Origin of the sequence: Streptomyces gobitricini (genome assembly GCF_039532985.1) — a bacterium.
Taxonomy (GTDB): domain Bacteria; phylum Actinomycetota; class Actinomycetes; order Streptomycetales; family Streptomycetaceae; genus Streptomyces; species Streptomyces gobitricini.
Genome location: NZ_BAAASR010000002.1, coordinates 646,683 through 660,315 on the forward strand (window position 1 = coordinate 646,683; position 13,633 = coordinate 660,315).

At 72.2% G+C, this 13,633-nt stretch carries 11 protein-coding genes; 1 reads left to right on the forward strand and 10 read right to left on the reverse strand.

Annotated features, from left to right (window positions below; all coding sequences use genetic code 11):
- The first annotated feature begins 16 nt into the window (after nucleotides 1–16).
- Entirely contained in the window at nucleotides 17–1,357 is a 1,341-nt protein-coding gene (gene murA / locus ABD347_RS03825; protein WP_344356269.1) for a UDP-N-acetylglucosamine 1-carboxyvinyltransferase, read from the forward strand.
- 469 nt (nucleotides 1,358–1,826) lie between these two features.
- Here the strand turns inward: murA and ABD347_RS03830 are convergent, their stop codons facing one another.
- From ABD347_RS03830 to ABD347_RS03875, 10 genes are all read right to left on the reverse strand, one after another.
- Entirely contained in the window at nucleotides 1,827–2,108 is a 282-nt protein-coding gene (locus ABD347_RS03830) for an HU family DNA-binding protein (RefSeq protein WP_017237029.1), read from the reverse strand.
- Between the two features lie 313 nt (nucleotides 2,109–2,421).
- On the reverse strand, nucleotides 2,422–3,855 hold the full coding sequence (locus tag ABD347_RS03835; RefSeq protein WP_344356271.1) for an NAD-dependent malic enzyme: 1,434 nt from the start codon (nucleotides 3,853–3,855) through the stop codon (nucleotides 2,422–2,424).
- Between the two features lie 528 nt (nucleotides 3,856–4,383).
- Nucleotides 4,384–6,672 (reverse strand): HelD family protein, encoded by a 2,289-nt coding sequence (locus ABD347_RS03840; protein ID WP_344356273.1) that lies wholly within the window; start codon nucleotides 6,670–6,672, stop codon nucleotides 4,384–4,386.
- A 60-nt stretch (nucleotides 6,673–6,732) separates the two neighbouring features.
- Entirely contained in the window at nucleotides 6,733–7,548 is an 816-nt protein-coding gene (locus ABD347_RS03845) for an anti-sigma factor family protein (protein WP_344356275.1), read from the reverse strand.
- Nucleotides 7,545–8,138 carry a sigma-70 family RNA polymerase sigma factor gene (locus ABD347_RS03850; RefSeq protein ID WP_064072166.1) on the reverse strand — a complete coding sequence of 198 codons (594 nt, stop codon included), beginning with the start codon at nucleotides 8,136–8,138 and terminating at the stop codon, nucleotides 7,545–7,547. The genes ABD347_RS03845 and ABD347_RS03850 overlap by 4 nt, the downstream gene beginning before the upstream one ends.
- Before the next feature lie 111 nt (nucleotides 8,139–8,249).
- Nucleotides 8,250–8,795 carry a CGNR zinc finger domain-containing protein gene (locus ABD347_RS03855; protein WP_344356277.1) on the reverse strand — a complete coding sequence of 182 codons (546 nt, stop codon included), beginning with the start codon at nucleotides 8,793–8,795 and terminating at the stop codon, nucleotides 8,250–8,252.
- Nucleotides 8,796–8,837: 42 nt separating this feature from the next.
- Complete coding sequence (locus ABD347_RS03860; RefSeq protein WP_344356279.1) at nucleotides 8,838–9,362, reverse strand: GNAT family N-acetyltransferase; 525 nt, start codon at nucleotides 9,360–9,362, stop codon at nucleotides 8,838–8,840.
- A gap of 181 nt (nucleotides 9,363–9,543) precedes the next feature.
- Entirely contained in the window at nucleotides 9,544–10,692 is a 1,149-nt protein-coding gene (locus tag ABD347_RS03865) for a uroporphyrinogen-III synthase (RefSeq protein WP_344356281.1), read from the reverse strand.
- A gap of 89 nt (nucleotides 10,693–10,781) precedes the next feature.
- Nucleotides 10,782–12,113: a nitrate/nitrite transporter gene (locus ABD347_RS03870; RefSeq protein WP_344356283.1), complete on the reverse strand. Its 1,332-nt coding sequence runs from the start codon at nucleotides 12,111–12,113 to the stop codon at nucleotides 10,782–10,784.
- Nucleotides 12,114–12,236: 123 nt separating this feature from the next.
- The gene (locus ABD347_RS03875) at nucleotides 12,237–13,607 is read right to left on the reverse strand and encodes an acyltransferase family protein (protein WP_344356389.1); all 1,371 of its coding nucleotides are present in this window, start codon (nucleotides 13,605–13,607) and stop codon (nucleotides 12,237–12,239) included.
- Nucleotides 13,608–13,633: the final 26 nt, after the last annotated feature.

The following is a 13,633-nucleotide window of genomic DNA, read 5'->3' on the forward strand; positions in this document are numbered from 1 at the left end:
CCGGAACGCGAGATTCATGACCGGCACAGACGATGTACTGCTTGTCCACGGCGGAACCCCGCTGGAGGGCGAGATCCGCGTCCGCGGCGCGAAGAACCTCGTGCCCAAGGCGATGGTCGCCGCCCTGCTCGGCAGTGAGCCGAGCCGACTGCGCAATGTGCCCGACATCCGTGACGTCCGCGTCGTGCGCGGACTGCTCCAGCTGCACGGCGTGACCGTCCGGCCCGGCGAGGAGCCGGGCGAGCTGGTGCTGGACCCGACGCACGTCGAGTCCGCCAACGTCGCCGACATCGACGCCCACGCGGGCTCGTCGCGCATCCCGATCCTGTTCTGCGGCCCCCTGCTGCACCGCCTGGGCCACGCCTTCATCCCGGGCCTGGGCGGCTGCGACATCGGCGGCCGGCCGATCGACTTCCACTTCGACGTGCTGCGCCAGTTCGGCGCGACGATCGAGAAGCGGGCGGACGGCCAGTACCTGGAGGCCCCGCAGCGGCTGCGCGGCACGAAGATCCGGCTGCCCTACCCCTCGGTCGGCTCGACCGAGCAGGTGCTGCTGACGGCCGTGCTGGCGGAGGGCGTCACGGAGCTGTCGAACGCGGCCGTGGAGCCGGAGATCGAGGACCTGATCTGCGTCCTGCAGAAGATGGGCGCGATCATCTCCATGGACACCGACCGGACGATCCGGATCACCGGTGTCGACAAGCTCGGCGGCTACACCCACCGTGCCCTGCCCGACCGCCTGGAGGCGGCTTCCTGGGCGAGCGCGGCGCTGGCGACCGAGGGCAACATCTACGTGCGCGGTGCCCAGCAGCGCTCGATGATGACGTTCCTCAACACGTACCGGAAGGTGGGTGGCGCCTTCCAGATCGACGACGAGGGCATCCGCTTCTGGCACCCGGGCGGCGCGCTCAACGCCATCGCCCTGGAGACGGACGTGCACCCCGGCTTCCAGACCGACTGGCAGCAGCCGCTGGTGGTGGCCCTGACGCAGGCCGCGGGCCTGTCCATCGTCCACGAGACGGTGTACGAGTCGCGGCTCGGCTTCACCTCGGCGCTGAACCAGATGGGTGCGCACATCCAGCTGTACCGGGAGTGCCTGGGCGGCTCGGACTGCCGCTTCGGCCAGCGCAACTTCCTGCACTCGGCGGTCGTGTCCGGCCCGACGAAGCTCCAGGGCGCGGACCTGGTCATCCCGGACCTGCGCGGCGGGTTCTCGTACCTGATCGCGGCCCTGGCGGCGCAGGGCACCTCGCGGGTCCACGGCATCGACCTGATCAACCGCGGCTACGAGAACTTCATGGAGAAGCTCGTGGAGCTCGGCGCCAAGGTCGAACTGCCCGGCAGCGCGATCGTCTGACGTCACGTAAGCCGTTCCGACGGCCCCTCGCCCACGGCGAGGGGCCATCGGTCGTTCCGGGGCCCGTACAGGGGCTGTACGGGGCCTGTACGGGCCGTGTACGGACCGCGTGCCGCCGTCGCGGGGGCCTCTCGGAGCCCTCCACGGCGGTACGGCGCTCCCCCGCGCCGTACGAGGGCGAGCGGACGGGCCCGCGAGCGGCCCAGGAGCCGCCGCACGGGAGGCACGTCCCTTACGCCCCGTACGCCCACCGCACCCGCCCGCGCCCCACCAGCCCGCCGCACCCGTCCTCGCCGGCTCACGAACGACCGCTCGCCACGCCCGGGCACCCGTACGGCCGTACGGAGCTCCGTGGGGCCGCCCGGCCGTGCCCGCCGGGGCCCGGGGGCGGCGAGGCCCGTGGGCGGGCATGCGCGAGGGCGGTCACCCCTCGGGAGGTGACCGCCCTTTTCAACGCGCCGTGGGGGACTTACTTGCCCTTGGCGGCTTCCTTGAGCTTGGAGCCCGCGGAGACCTTCACGCTGTAACCGGCCGGGATGTTGATCGGGTCGCCGGTCTGCGGGTTACGAGCGGTGCGAGCGGCACGGTGGGTGCGCTCGAAGGTCAGGAAGCCGGGGATGGTGACCTTCTCGTCGCCCTTGGCGACGACCTCGCCGACGGTCTCGGCGAGCGCGGCCAGCACGGCGTCGGCGTCCTTGCGGGTCACCTCGGCACGGTCGGCCAGGGCGGCCACCAGCTCACTGCGGTTCATGTTGTACTCCCGTGTTCTTCTTGCTGTTGAGGCGTGCCACGCGGCGAAGCCGCATAGTGGGCACAGCGAAGCCGATGCTGCCAGGGCCCTTGGACAGTCCCCGGACCCGGGTCTGCTGTCAGACCCTCGCGCCCGAATACGCATCCTGCCCCCACCAGCGGCGGGAAAGCCAATCCGGCACCCTCCGGAGTCACACGAAAAGCGCCACAGGCCCGCCGTGGTGACGTTGAGTCGACTGTGCCGGAACTCCCCGGAGCCGAACCGCCACCCTAAAGGCGGCTTCACGGCCCGGGGACTCGCGACGCGCCGGGCGTCAGATGGACGTGGGCGCCGTCACACTGGCGCCGGCGGCCTTGGCCGCGTCACGCACCGCACCCGCCACCGCGCCCGCGACCTTGTCGTTGAACACCGACGGGATGATGTAGTTCGGGTTCAGCTCGTCCTCGGTGACGACGTCCGCCAGCGCGGTCGCCGCCGCCAGCATCATCTCCGTGTTGACCGTGCGGGACTGGGCGTCGAGCAGGCCGCGGAAGACTCCCGGGAAGACCAGTACGTTGTTGATCTGGTTGGGGAAGTCGGACCGGCCGGTGGCCACAACTGCCGCCGTCTGACGGGCGATTGCGGGCTCGACCTCCGGGTCCGGGTTCGCGAGCGCGAACACGATCGCACCGTCGGCCATGGCCGCCACATCGTCGCCGGAGAGGACGTTCGGGGCGGAGACGCCGATGAAGACGTCGGCACCGCGCACGGCCTCCTTCAGGGTGCCGGTGACGCCCTCGGGGTTGGTGTTGTCGGCGATCCAGCGCAGCGGTGACCCGGGGTCGGCGGAGACGAGGTCCTCGCGGCCCGCGTGCACCACGCCGTGGATGTCGGCGACGACGGCGTGCTTGACGCCCGCCGCGATCAGCAGCTTGAGGATGGCCGTACCGGCCGCTCCGGCGCCGGACATGACGACCCGTACGTCGCCGGTGGCCTTGCCCACCACGCGGAGCGCGTTGGTCAGCGCCGCCAGGACGACGATCGCGGTGCCGTGCTGGTCGTCGTGGAAGACCGGGATGTCGAGGGCCTCGCGCAGGCGCGCCTCGATCTCGAAGCAGCGGGGCGCGGAGATGTCCTCCAGGTTGATGCCGGCGAAGCCGGGGGCGATCGCCTTGACGATCTCGACGATGGCGTCGGTGTCCTGGGTGTCCAGGCAGATGGGCCAGGCGTCGATGCCGGCGAACCGCTTGAAGAGGGCCGCCTTGCCCTCCATGACCGGCAGCGCGGCCTTGGGGCCGATGTTGCCGAGGCCCAGCACGGCGGAGCCGTCCGTCACGACTGCGACGGAATTGCGCTTGATGGTGAGGCGGCGGGCGTCCTCGGGGTTCTGCGCGATGGCCATGCAGACCCGGGCCACGCCGGGCGTGTAGACCATGGAGAGGTCGTCACGGTTGCGGATGGGGTGCTTGGACGCCATCTCGATCTTGCCGCCGAGGTGCATCAGGAACGTACGGTCGGAGACCTTGCCGATGACGACGCCCTCGATGCCGCGCAGCTTCTCGACGATCTCCTCGGCGTGTCCGGTGGACGTGGCGGCGATCGTGACGTCGATCCGCAGCTTCTCGTGCCCGGACGCGGTGACGTCGAGGCCGGAGACCGAGCCGCCGGAGGATTCCACAGCCGTGGTGAGCTGGGAGACCGCTGTTCCGCTCGCGGGCACCTCCAGCCGGACCGTCATCGAGTACGAGACGCTGGGCGCCGTTGCCATGGCCGTGTTCCTCTGCTTTCCCTGGTTTCGTTGCCGCGCCGCGCCGGCTGGTGGCCGGGGCGGAGCACTCCGAATGGTCGCACCTACCTGCGAGTAGCAGGTAATAGCGGTCGTTTCGGTCGTTCATTCTTCGGAAACTGTTTTCCACCATACGAGAAACCATGGTCTTGGCGGAAGCCCCGACGCCCAAACGCCAGCAGGTCCGTGTCATCGGACGATGACACGGACCTGCTGCGTATGACGTGAGTGGCACCGGCCCGCCATGCTCGCCTCGCGGCAAGTGGTCGCTCGTAGCGACGAAGGTTGGGCCCGGGGGCTTGGATCGAGCCGGTGCCACCACCAGGCTAACAAACCGTCCCGGGAAGTGGCTCCCCCTCGCCGGACCACATCGGACCGACGCTTCCCCCGCCCCGCCCCTCCCCCGGTCCGGGCGGGCCCAGGGCCCCCGCCACCAGGGGCGGGCCCAGGGCCTTCGCCCTGCGGGGCACGCCCCGGGGGCCGGGCGGCGAAGGAGGCCCGGCCACGCGGTCAGTCGCGGAGCAGGTCCGGCACACCGTCCGCGTCGGGGTCGTCGCGACGGCCCGAGAGGACCGTCAGCTGCTGGGTGGCGCGGGTCAGCGCCACGTAGAGCACCCGCAGGCCGGCCGGAGACTCGTCGGCGATCTCGGCGGGAGAGACCACGACCGTCGCGTCGTACTCCAGGCCCTTCGCCTCCAGGCTGCCCAGCGCAACCACCCGGTCGCCCAGGTCCGCCAGCCAGCGCGCCGCCTGCTCGCGCCGGTTCATCGCGACCACGACGCCCACCGTGCCGTCCACCCGGTCCAGCAGCCGCCGCGCCTCCTCGCGCACCGCGCCCGCGAGGTCCCCGTCCCGGACGGCCACGAAGCGGGGCTCCACCCCCGTGGAGCGGACCGCCCGAGGCGCCTCCATGCCCGGCATCGCCAGGGCGAGCACCTTGGCGGCGAGCTCCGCGATCTCGGCCGGGTTCCGGTAGTTCACCGTCAGCTCGAAGCGGCGGCGCGGCCGCGTGCCCAGCGCCTCGTCCCGCGCCTCGGCCGCCTCCTCCGGCACCGACCACGACGACTGGGCCGGGTCGCCCACCACCGTCCACGTGGCGTGCCGCCCGCGCCGGCCGACCATCCGCCACTGCATGGGCGTGAGGTCCTGCGCCTCGTCGACGATCACATGGGCGTACTCGGTGCGCTCCTGCGCCAGCCGCTCCGCACGCTCGCGCTGCGACTCCTCCCGTACCGGCATCAGCTCCTCCAGGCCGGTGAGCTGGTCCAGCGGGTCGAGCTCCCGCTTCCTGCGCGGGCGCGCCGGGGCGCCCAGCAGCGTCTGGAGCTCGTCCAGCAGGGCCACGTCGTGCACCGAGAGCTCGTCGCGCCGCAGGGAGCGGGCCAGACGCCGCACCTCGCCCGGGTTCAGCACCCGGCGCGCCCAGCGGCCCAGCCGCTTCTCGTCGGCCATCGTCTCCAGGACGCGCCGGGGCGTGAGCTCGGGCCACCAGGCGTCCAGGAACGCGATGAAGCTGTCCTCGGTCGTCACGTCCTCGTCGAACGAGGAGCGCAGCTCCGCCGCCAGCTCCGGGTCGCCGGGGTGCCGCGACGCCGCGCCCGACTTGGCGTACAGGGCGTCCAACAGCAGTTTGCGCGCACGCGGGCGCAGCAGGTTGACCGGCGCCGTGCCACCGAGGACCGCGTGCCGGACCCGGGTCAGCTCCTCGCCCGCCAGCTCCAGGCGCCGCCCGAAGGCCACCACCCGCAGCCGCTCGGGGGCGTCCCCCAGTTCCAGGGCACCGCGCACGGCCTTGCGCAGCACCGACCGCATCCGCGAGGAGCCCTTGACGCGGGCCACGGCCGGCTCGTCGTACGCCGTGGCCTCCGCCCCGTCGACCAGGCTGCCGACCGCGCGGATCGCCACCTGGCCCTCCTCGCCCAGCGACGGCAGGACGCCCTCGGTGTAGGCGACCAGCAGCGGGGTCGGCGAGACGATCAGGATGCCGCCCGCGTATCTGCGCCGGTCCTGGTAGAGCAGGTAGGCCGCGCGGTGCAGGGCGACGGCGGTCTTGCCGGTGCCGGGGCCGCCCTCGACATAGGTGACGGAGGCGGCGGGCGCGCGGATGACCAGGTCCTGCTCGGCCTGGATGGAGGAGACGATGTCGCGCATGGTGTGGCTGCGCGCCTGGCCGAGCGCGGCCATCAGCGCCCCGTCCCCGATCACCGCCAGGTCCTCGCCGCCCAGCCGGGCCGTCAGCTCGGGACGCATCAGGTCGTCCTCGACGCCGAGGACCTTGCGGCCCCGCGAGCGGATGACCCGGCGGCGTACCACCCGGCCGGGCTCCACCGGCGTGGAGCGGTAGAACGGCGCGGCGGCCGGGGCGCGCCAGTCGATGACGAGCGGCGCGTAGTCGGAGTCCAGGACGCCGATGCGGCCGATGTGGAGGGTCTCCCCGATGTCGGCGGTGCCGTCCGGGCGTACGGCGTCGTCGGCCGGCTCGACGGAGGTGTACGCGCCGTCGGGGCCCTTCTTGCCGTCCTTGCCGTGCAGCAGGTCGATGCGGCCGAAGAGGAAGTCCTCGTACTCGTTGTTGAGCCGGTTGAGGTGGATACCGGCCCGGAACACCTGGGCGTCCCGCTCGGCGAGGGCGCCGGGCGTGCCGACCTGGCCGCGCTGGGCGGCGTCGTTCATCAGGAACTCCGCCTCGTGGATCTTCTCCTCGAGGCGGCGGTACACCTGGTCCAGGTGGTCCTGTTCGGTACCGATCTCCCGGTCGCGGATCGTATCGACACCACGGTCGGCTTCCTGCGCGGCCACCGAGGCCCCCTTCTGACGTGCTGGGCAGCCGTCGAGCGTACGCCACGGGAGGGGGGTGTGTCAGGCGGTGGCCGCGGGGACCTCCACCAGGCGCTGTCCGTCGAACGTGCGGACCTCGAAGTGGTCGATGTCGTTCCGGTCCATGGCGGCGCCTCCGTGGACGTACAGCGGGTTCTTGCCCGTCTCGTGGGTGCTGCCCGGGATGCCGTACCCCCACTTGGGGACCGCCCAGGAGGTGACGACCTCCTCCTCGCCGGTCTTGGAGACGGCGATCAGGTTGCACTTGAGCGGGCCCTTGACGTTCTTGAGCTCCAGGACCGTGTGGGTGCCCCAGGCCTTCTTCTCCATGCCGACGGTGGCGCTGACCCTGGTGCCGGTGTCGGTGTGCTGGACCTTCTCGTCCATGTGGTGGAAGAAGGCGTCCTCGGCGGGGCTGGTCGGGTGGGGGTCGGCCGCCTGGTTGGTCCGGTCGTCCTGCTCGCCGGAGGTGGCGACGAACGCGGCCGCGGGGCCCGCGATGATCAGCGCGGCGGCCGCCGCGACCAGGAAACGGCTGCGGCGGCGGCGCTGGGCGCGCTTGAGCGCGACCTCGTCGACCAGGCGGTCGAGCATCGGTGCCGGCGGGGCGCCGGGCGCCCCGGGCCGCTCCGGCATCGGGAGGACGACGGGCCGGGCGGCCGGACCGGGGGCCTCGGCGAGCATGGCCAGCATCGGCTCCATCCCGGAGAACTCCTCCAGGTGATGGGCGCAGAGGGCGCAGCCCGCCAGGTGCGCTTCGAAGGCGGTGGCTTCGGCGTCGTCCAGAATGCCGAGCACATACGCGCCGACTGCGTCGTGCACCGACTCGTTCCCCTGCGGAGCGTGGTGCGACGTCATGCCGAGATCCCCCTCTCCTCCAGCGCGAGCTTCATCGAACGCAGTGCGTAGAACACCCGGGACCGCACGGTCCCGCTGGGTATGCCGAGGATTTCGGCAGCCTCGTTGACCGTACGCCCCTTGAAATACGTCTCGACCAAGACTTCCCGGTGGGCCGGCGTCAAATCGTCGAGCGCATCAGAGAGCGTCATCAGCCACAACGCCTTGTCGATCTCGTCCTCCGCGGGCATGACCTCGAGCGGCGACGGATCGACCTCCTGCGGCCGGGCTTGCCGGCTGCGGTGGCCGTCGATGACGATACGCCGGGCGACCGTCACCAGCCAGGGTCGGACAGAGCCGGTCGCCCGATTGAGCTGACCGGCGTTCTTCCAGGCACGGATGAGCGTCTCCTGTACGACGTCCTCGGCCCGCTGGCGGTCGCCGGCGACGAGGCGGAGTACATAGGCGAGCAGGGGCCCGGCGTGTTCACGGTAGAGGGCACGCATCAACTCTTCGTCCGGGACGTCCGGTTGGGTGCGTGCGGGCACCGCTCGATGCCGGGCGCGATGCGTCCCCCGACGGTCATCGGCCACGGCGGCATCCTTGCGCACCTGGAACCTCCCGGTCGAGACCTTGATCTGACTCGCTGTCCCCCATCACTACGTGGGGGGCGGGAGGGTTTACTCAACGCGGGGAGATTTTTTTCGCAGGAGGTTTCGTAACTACCCGTGTGTGCGCGCCCGGTGACGCGCGACGCGCTCCCTGTTGCCGCACATCTCGCTGGAGCACCAGCGGCGGCGGTGCCCTCGCGATGTGTCCAGATACACACGGTGGCAGCCCTCGCCCTGGCACTGGCGCAGCCGGGCGCGGGTGACGGGGTCGGTGAGCAGGTCGACGGCGTCGCGGGCGACGGCCGCGAGGAGGGCACCGCAGTCGGGCGGCACCGCCAGGGCCCGTACGAGGCCGCCCTCTTCACCGCGTACGGCGCGGGGCACGGGAGGCGGCGACGCGGCGACGGCGTTGAGGTGGTCCAGGCGGGAACCGGCGTACCGTGCGTGACCGGTGAGCTGGTCCCGCACCAACTCGTCGACGTCCCGCGCCAGTTCGGCGAACCGTTCCACCCACCGCCCGTCGACCCCGTCGAGCGGTGTCCCCGCCGGTACGAGCCCGGCGGTGACGAGCCACTGTGCGAGCCGCCCCGCGTCGGACGGCGGCTCGGCCATCAGGTCCAGGCAGAGCCGCCCGGAGTGGAACCGCCATGCCACCATGCGCCCCAGAGTGCCCGTCCGCGCCCGCGACGGGAACCCCGCCTACCCGAGCGGGGGCGGGTCGTCGTGCAGGATCCGCTGGAACAGGTGGTGATCGCGCCAGGCACCGTCGATGTGCAGATAGCGCGGGGCGGTGCCGAACCACTGGAACCCGCTCTTGAGCAGCACCCGTTGGGAGGCGCCGTTCGCGAGGACGGTACCGGCCTCGATCCGGTGCAGCCGCAGCTCGTCCCGTGCGGCCCGGCATACGTGCTCGACGAGCCGGGTCGCCAGGCCGCGTCCGGTGTACCGGGCGTCGACCCAGTACCCGAGGTGGGCGCTGCGGAACGGCCCGTGGGCGATGCCGGAGAGGGTCGCGAGCCCGAGGATCCCCTCCGTTCCGGCCAGGGCCCAGGAGCGGCTGCCGGCGGCGGACAGGCGGGCGGCCTGCGCGTCGGCGGTGAAGTACGTCTCCGGGCGGCGCGGCTCCCAGGGCCTCAGGTGGTCCCGGTTGCGGGCGAGCGCCTCGGCGAGGGCGGGCGCGTCGGTGGGGTCGGCGGGGCGTATGCGGAGGTCTTCGGCGGTCACGACCGCACGGTACGCCGCCCCCCGGACGTGCCGCCGGGACCTGCCGCCGGAGGTGCCACCGGGACGTGCCGCCCAGGGGTGTCGCCGGGACGTGCCGCCGGAAGGTGTCGCCGCGGTGGTGGGAGCGCGCCGGTGAGCGGCCGCCCCGCGGGTGCCGTGGTCGCGGCCCCGCGGAACGTCCTCATGTGTCGGCGTACTTGGCGTCCGCCGCCGGGTCCAGGGCCAGGCGGTAGCCCCGTTTGACGACCGTCTGGATCAGCTTGGGAGCGCCCAGGGCCGAGCGGAGCCGGGCCATCGCGGTCTCCACGGCGTGCTCGTCGCGGCCCGCGCCGGGAAGGGCGCGCAGCAGGTCGGCGCGGGAGACGACCCAGCCGGGGCGGCGGGCCAGCGAGTGGAGCAGGGACATGCCGGCCGGCGGCACCGGGCGCAGGTCGCCGTCGACCAGGACGGCGTGGCCCCGGATCTCGACGCGGCGCCCGGCGACGGGGAGGGTCCGCGCCCGCGAGGGCAGCTCCTGGCACAGCAGCTGGACCAGCGGGCCGAGCCGGAACCGGGCCGGCTGGACGGTGTCGACGCCGTGCGCCTGGAGCGGCAGGGCGGTGACCGGCCCGACGCAGGCGGCGAGCACGTCGTGGCGCAGCGCGTCGAGCAGCTCGGGCAGCAGGCCGCGGTCCTGGGCGCGGGCCAGCAGCGAGGCGCCGGCCGGGGCGCTGGTGAACGTCAGGGCGTCCAACGACCGGGCGACGGTCGCGTCGACCAGCCGGTCCAGGGGCGCGAGGTCCTCGGGCGGCATCCACCGGTAGACGGGGACGACCACGACCTCGGCGCCCGCGTCGCGCAGCGCCTCGACGAAGCCGGGCAGCGGCTCGCCGTGCAGCTGGAGTGCGATGCGGCGCCCGGTCACGTCCTGACCGAGCAGCCGCTCCAGGACCTCGGCCATGGAGTCCGAGGCGGGCGACCACTCCTCGGTCAGCCCGGCCGCCCGTACCGCGCCCTTGACCTTGGGGCCCCGGGCGAGGACCTGCGCGCCGCGCAGCCGGTCGAGGAGCTCCTCCCCGTACCCCCAGCCGTCGGCCGCCTCCAGCCAGCCCCGGAAGCCGATCGCGGTCGTGGCGACCACGAGGTCGGGGGCGTGGCCGACGAGGGCCTTGGTGGCGTCGAGAAGCTCGGCGTCGTCGGCGAGCGGCACGATCCGCAGCGCGGGTGCGTGCTGGACGGCCGCTCCGCGGCGCTCCAGCAGCGCGCCCAGCTCGTCGGCGCGGCGGGCGGCGGTGACGCCGACGGTGAACCCGGCGAGCGGGCCGTGGGAACCATGCTCGTACTCGTGCATGACATCAGAGACTGGCAAGGGTCCGTGACGGTCGCGGTTCGGCGACATTTCTCCCCCGTTACGTACGACGCCGTCGCGTGCCACGCCCGTCACACCTCGGAGTAGCTGAGCCGGCGCTGGGCGGGGACCTCCACCGGGCGGCGAAGGTATACCGCCCAGGTGACGGTCAGGCAGGCGGCGTAGAAGAGCAGGAAGGCGACGAAGGCGGCGGTGCCGGTGCCGGCCGTCTGGAAGGACTGCCGGAAGGCCAGGTTGATGGCGAGCCCGCCGACCGCGCCGACCGCGCCGATCAGGCCGATCGCGGCGCCGGAGAGCCGGCGCCCGTACGCTGCGGCCTCCTCGCCCTCCAGGCCGGAGGCATGGGCCTTGGCCTGGAAGATGGCGGGGATCATCTTGAACGTGGAGCCGTTGCCGAGCCCGCTGAGGATGAACAGGGAGATGAAGCCGACGAGGAAGACGGCGAGCGACTCCATCACGGAGGCGTAGACGACCACGCCGGTCGCGGCGGCCATGGCGACGAAGGTCCACACCGTGATGCGGGCCCCGCCGTGCCTGTCGGCGAGGGAGCCGCCCAGCGGCCGGATGAGGGAGCCGAGCAGCGGTCCGATGAAGGTGAGGGACGCGGCCTGGAGCGGCGTACGCCCGAACTGGGTCTGGAGGACCAGGCCGAAGGCGAAGCTGTAACCGATGAACGAGCCGAAGGTGCCGACGTACAGGAACGCCATGATCCAGGTGTGGGCGTCCCGGACGGCCTCCTTGACCGCGCCGGTGTCGTTCCTCACGGGCGCCAGGTTGTCCATGTACAGCGCGGCGCAGAGGGCGGCGACCACGATCAGCGGGAGGTAGATCCCGAGCACCACCCGCGGCTGGGCCGCTCCGGCCGTGCCGATGACGAGCAGGCCGATGAGCTGGACGACGGGGACGCCGATGTTGCCGCCGCCCGCGTTGAGGCCCAGGGCCCAGCCCTTCTTGTGGAGCGGGAAGAAGGCGTTGATGTTCGTCATCGACGAGGCGAAGTTGCCGCCGCCGACGCCGGTGAGGGCGGCGACCAGCAGGAAGGTGGTGTACGACGTGCCCGGCTCCATCACGGCGTACGCGGCGCCCGTGGGCAGCAGGAGCATCAGCGCGCTGAAGATGGTCCAGTTGCGGCCGCCGAAGCGCGCGACGGCGAAGGTGTACGGGACCCGGATCACGGCGCCCACCAGCGTCGCCACCGCGATGAGGGAGAACTTGCCGGCCGGGTCGATGCCGTACTCCGGTCCCATGAACAGGACCATCACGGACCACAGCGACCAGATGGAGAACCCGATGTGCTCGGAGAAGACGGAGAACAGCAGGTTCCGCTTGGCGATCCGCTCCCCCTTCTCCCGCCAGAAGGTCTCGTCCTCGGGTTCCCACCGCTCGATCCACCGGCCGCTCATCGCGTACCTCCACTGTGCCGTCAGGTCCTGCATCCCGTCAGGACCGACGCTAGGGAGGATGCGTTTCAGCCCGGTCATGTGAGGTGACCGGGCTGAAACCTTGCTCTCACCCGAGGCTCGGGCTCACTGTGAGCGGCGCGCCTTCTTCGGTGCGCCGTTCGGCCACAGCCTCGGCTTCCGCTTGGCGGCGACGTCCTCCAGCCACCCCACGGCCATGATCATCAGGCCGATGAGCGGGAAGACGACGATCAGCATGAGCACGGTGTACGCGCTCTCCAGGTAGCCGGAGTACGTCGGCCAGACACCCGGGATCTTCCACAGCAGGTCGATGATCGGGATCGTGGCCATGATCAGCAGGTTGTGCCAGAGGTAGATCGTCACGGCCCGGTTGTTGGCGAGGGTCACCAGCGTGTCCCATCCGGCCAGTTTCCCGGGCAGTTCCTTCCAGGACGGCGAGTACTGGAGGAGGATCACGCAGAAGCCGAACGACCAGGTGGCCTGGGCGAGCGGGATGTCGTTGAGGTCCCAGCCGTCCGGACCGAGGTGACCGGACGCCCACCACAGGCCGAAGGCCATGATCAGCGCGGACATGGAGACGGAGATGTAGCGGGGGACCTTCTGGAACAGGCCCTCGTTGTGCGCGAAGCCCAGCACCCAGCAGGAGCCGTAGACGGCGAAGTCGGTGATCGCGTTGCCGGTCTCGCCGGGGATCTTGATCAGACCGGAGCCGACGATCGCGGTGAGGCCCAGCGGCGCGAGCAGGGTCGCCCACGGCAGCTTGCGGAACGCCCACAGCAGCAGCGGCGAGGCGATGACGAACCACAGGTAGGCGCGGATGTACCAGAGGGGCCCCGCGGCCTGCACGGCCCAGGTGTCCTCCAGCAGGCCGGACTGGCTACCGCTGTGCCAGGGGTACGGCGGGGCGCCGATCGGGAAGATGTAGGTGGCCAGCTTGGCGAACCACCACAACCCCTCCTCCTTCAGCGGCTTCCAGCCGAGGTAGAGCATGACCGGTACGACGGTGAGGGAGAACGCCCACATGGGCGGCAGCAGCCGGCGGACACGCCCCCGGATCACGCCCCACGCGGGCCGCGACAGCGAGCGCGCCATGAGCGACCCGGCGAGCGCGAACATCACGCCCATGGACGGGAAGAGGACGGTCAGCCAGGCCCAGCCGAAGATGTGGTAGACGATCACGCGCAGCAGTGCGATGGCGCGCAGCAGGTCCAGGTAGCGGTCGCGGCCGGGCCGCGCGGCCGCCGGGGCGGGGCCGCCCGCGACGGGCGCCTTGTGCCGCGCGCGCGGTACGGCTCCGGTGGGCTCCGGCACGGTCGTCGTGCCGGTGTCCCCCGCAGCGGCGCGCCGCACGTCCGGCTCGTCCGCCACGAGCGCGCCGGCACCGTGGGCCGCCGGGGCGCCGAACGGGTCGCCGAACGGGTCGCCGAACGGGTCGCCGTTCCTGGCCGGTCCGTCGCCGGCGGGGCGGGTGCTCATGGGTCCGGGCCCGTTGCTCATGGGAC

Bases quoted from the DNA above. Each gene is read 5' to 3' on its own strand.
- murA (WP_344356269.1), top strand. From the start codon at position 17: ATGACCGGCACAGACGATGTACTGCTTGTCCACGGCGGAACCCCGCTG.
- ABD347_RS03830 (WP_017237029.1), bottom strand. From the start codon at position 2,108: ATGAACCGCAGTGAGCTGGTGGCCGCCCTGGCCGACCGTGCCGAGGTG.
- ABD347_RS03835 (WP_344356271.1), bottom strand. From the start codon at position 3,855: ATGGCAACGGCGCCCAGCGTCTCGTACTCGATGACGGTCCGGCTGGAG.
- ABD347_RS03845 (WP_344356275.1), bottom strand. From the start codon at position 7,548: ATGACGTCGCACCACGCTCCGCAGGGGAACGAGTCGGTGCACGACGCA.
- ABD347_RS03855 (WP_344356277.1), bottom strand. From the start codon at position 8,795: ATGGTGGCATGGCGGTTCCACTCCGGGCGGCTCTGCCTGGACCTGATG.
- ABD347_RS03865 (WP_344356281.1), bottom strand. From the start codon at position 10,692: ATGCACGAGTACGAGCATGGTTCCCACGGCCCGCTCGCCGGGTTCACC.
- ABD347_RS03870 (WP_344356283.1), bottom strand. From the start codon at position 12,113: ATGAGCGGCCGGTGGATCGAGCGGTGGGAACCCGAGGACGAGACCTTC.
- ABD347_RS03875 (WP_344356389.1), bottom strand. From the start codon at position 13,607: ATGAGCACCCGCCCCGCCGGCGACGGACCGGCCAGGAACGGCGACCCG.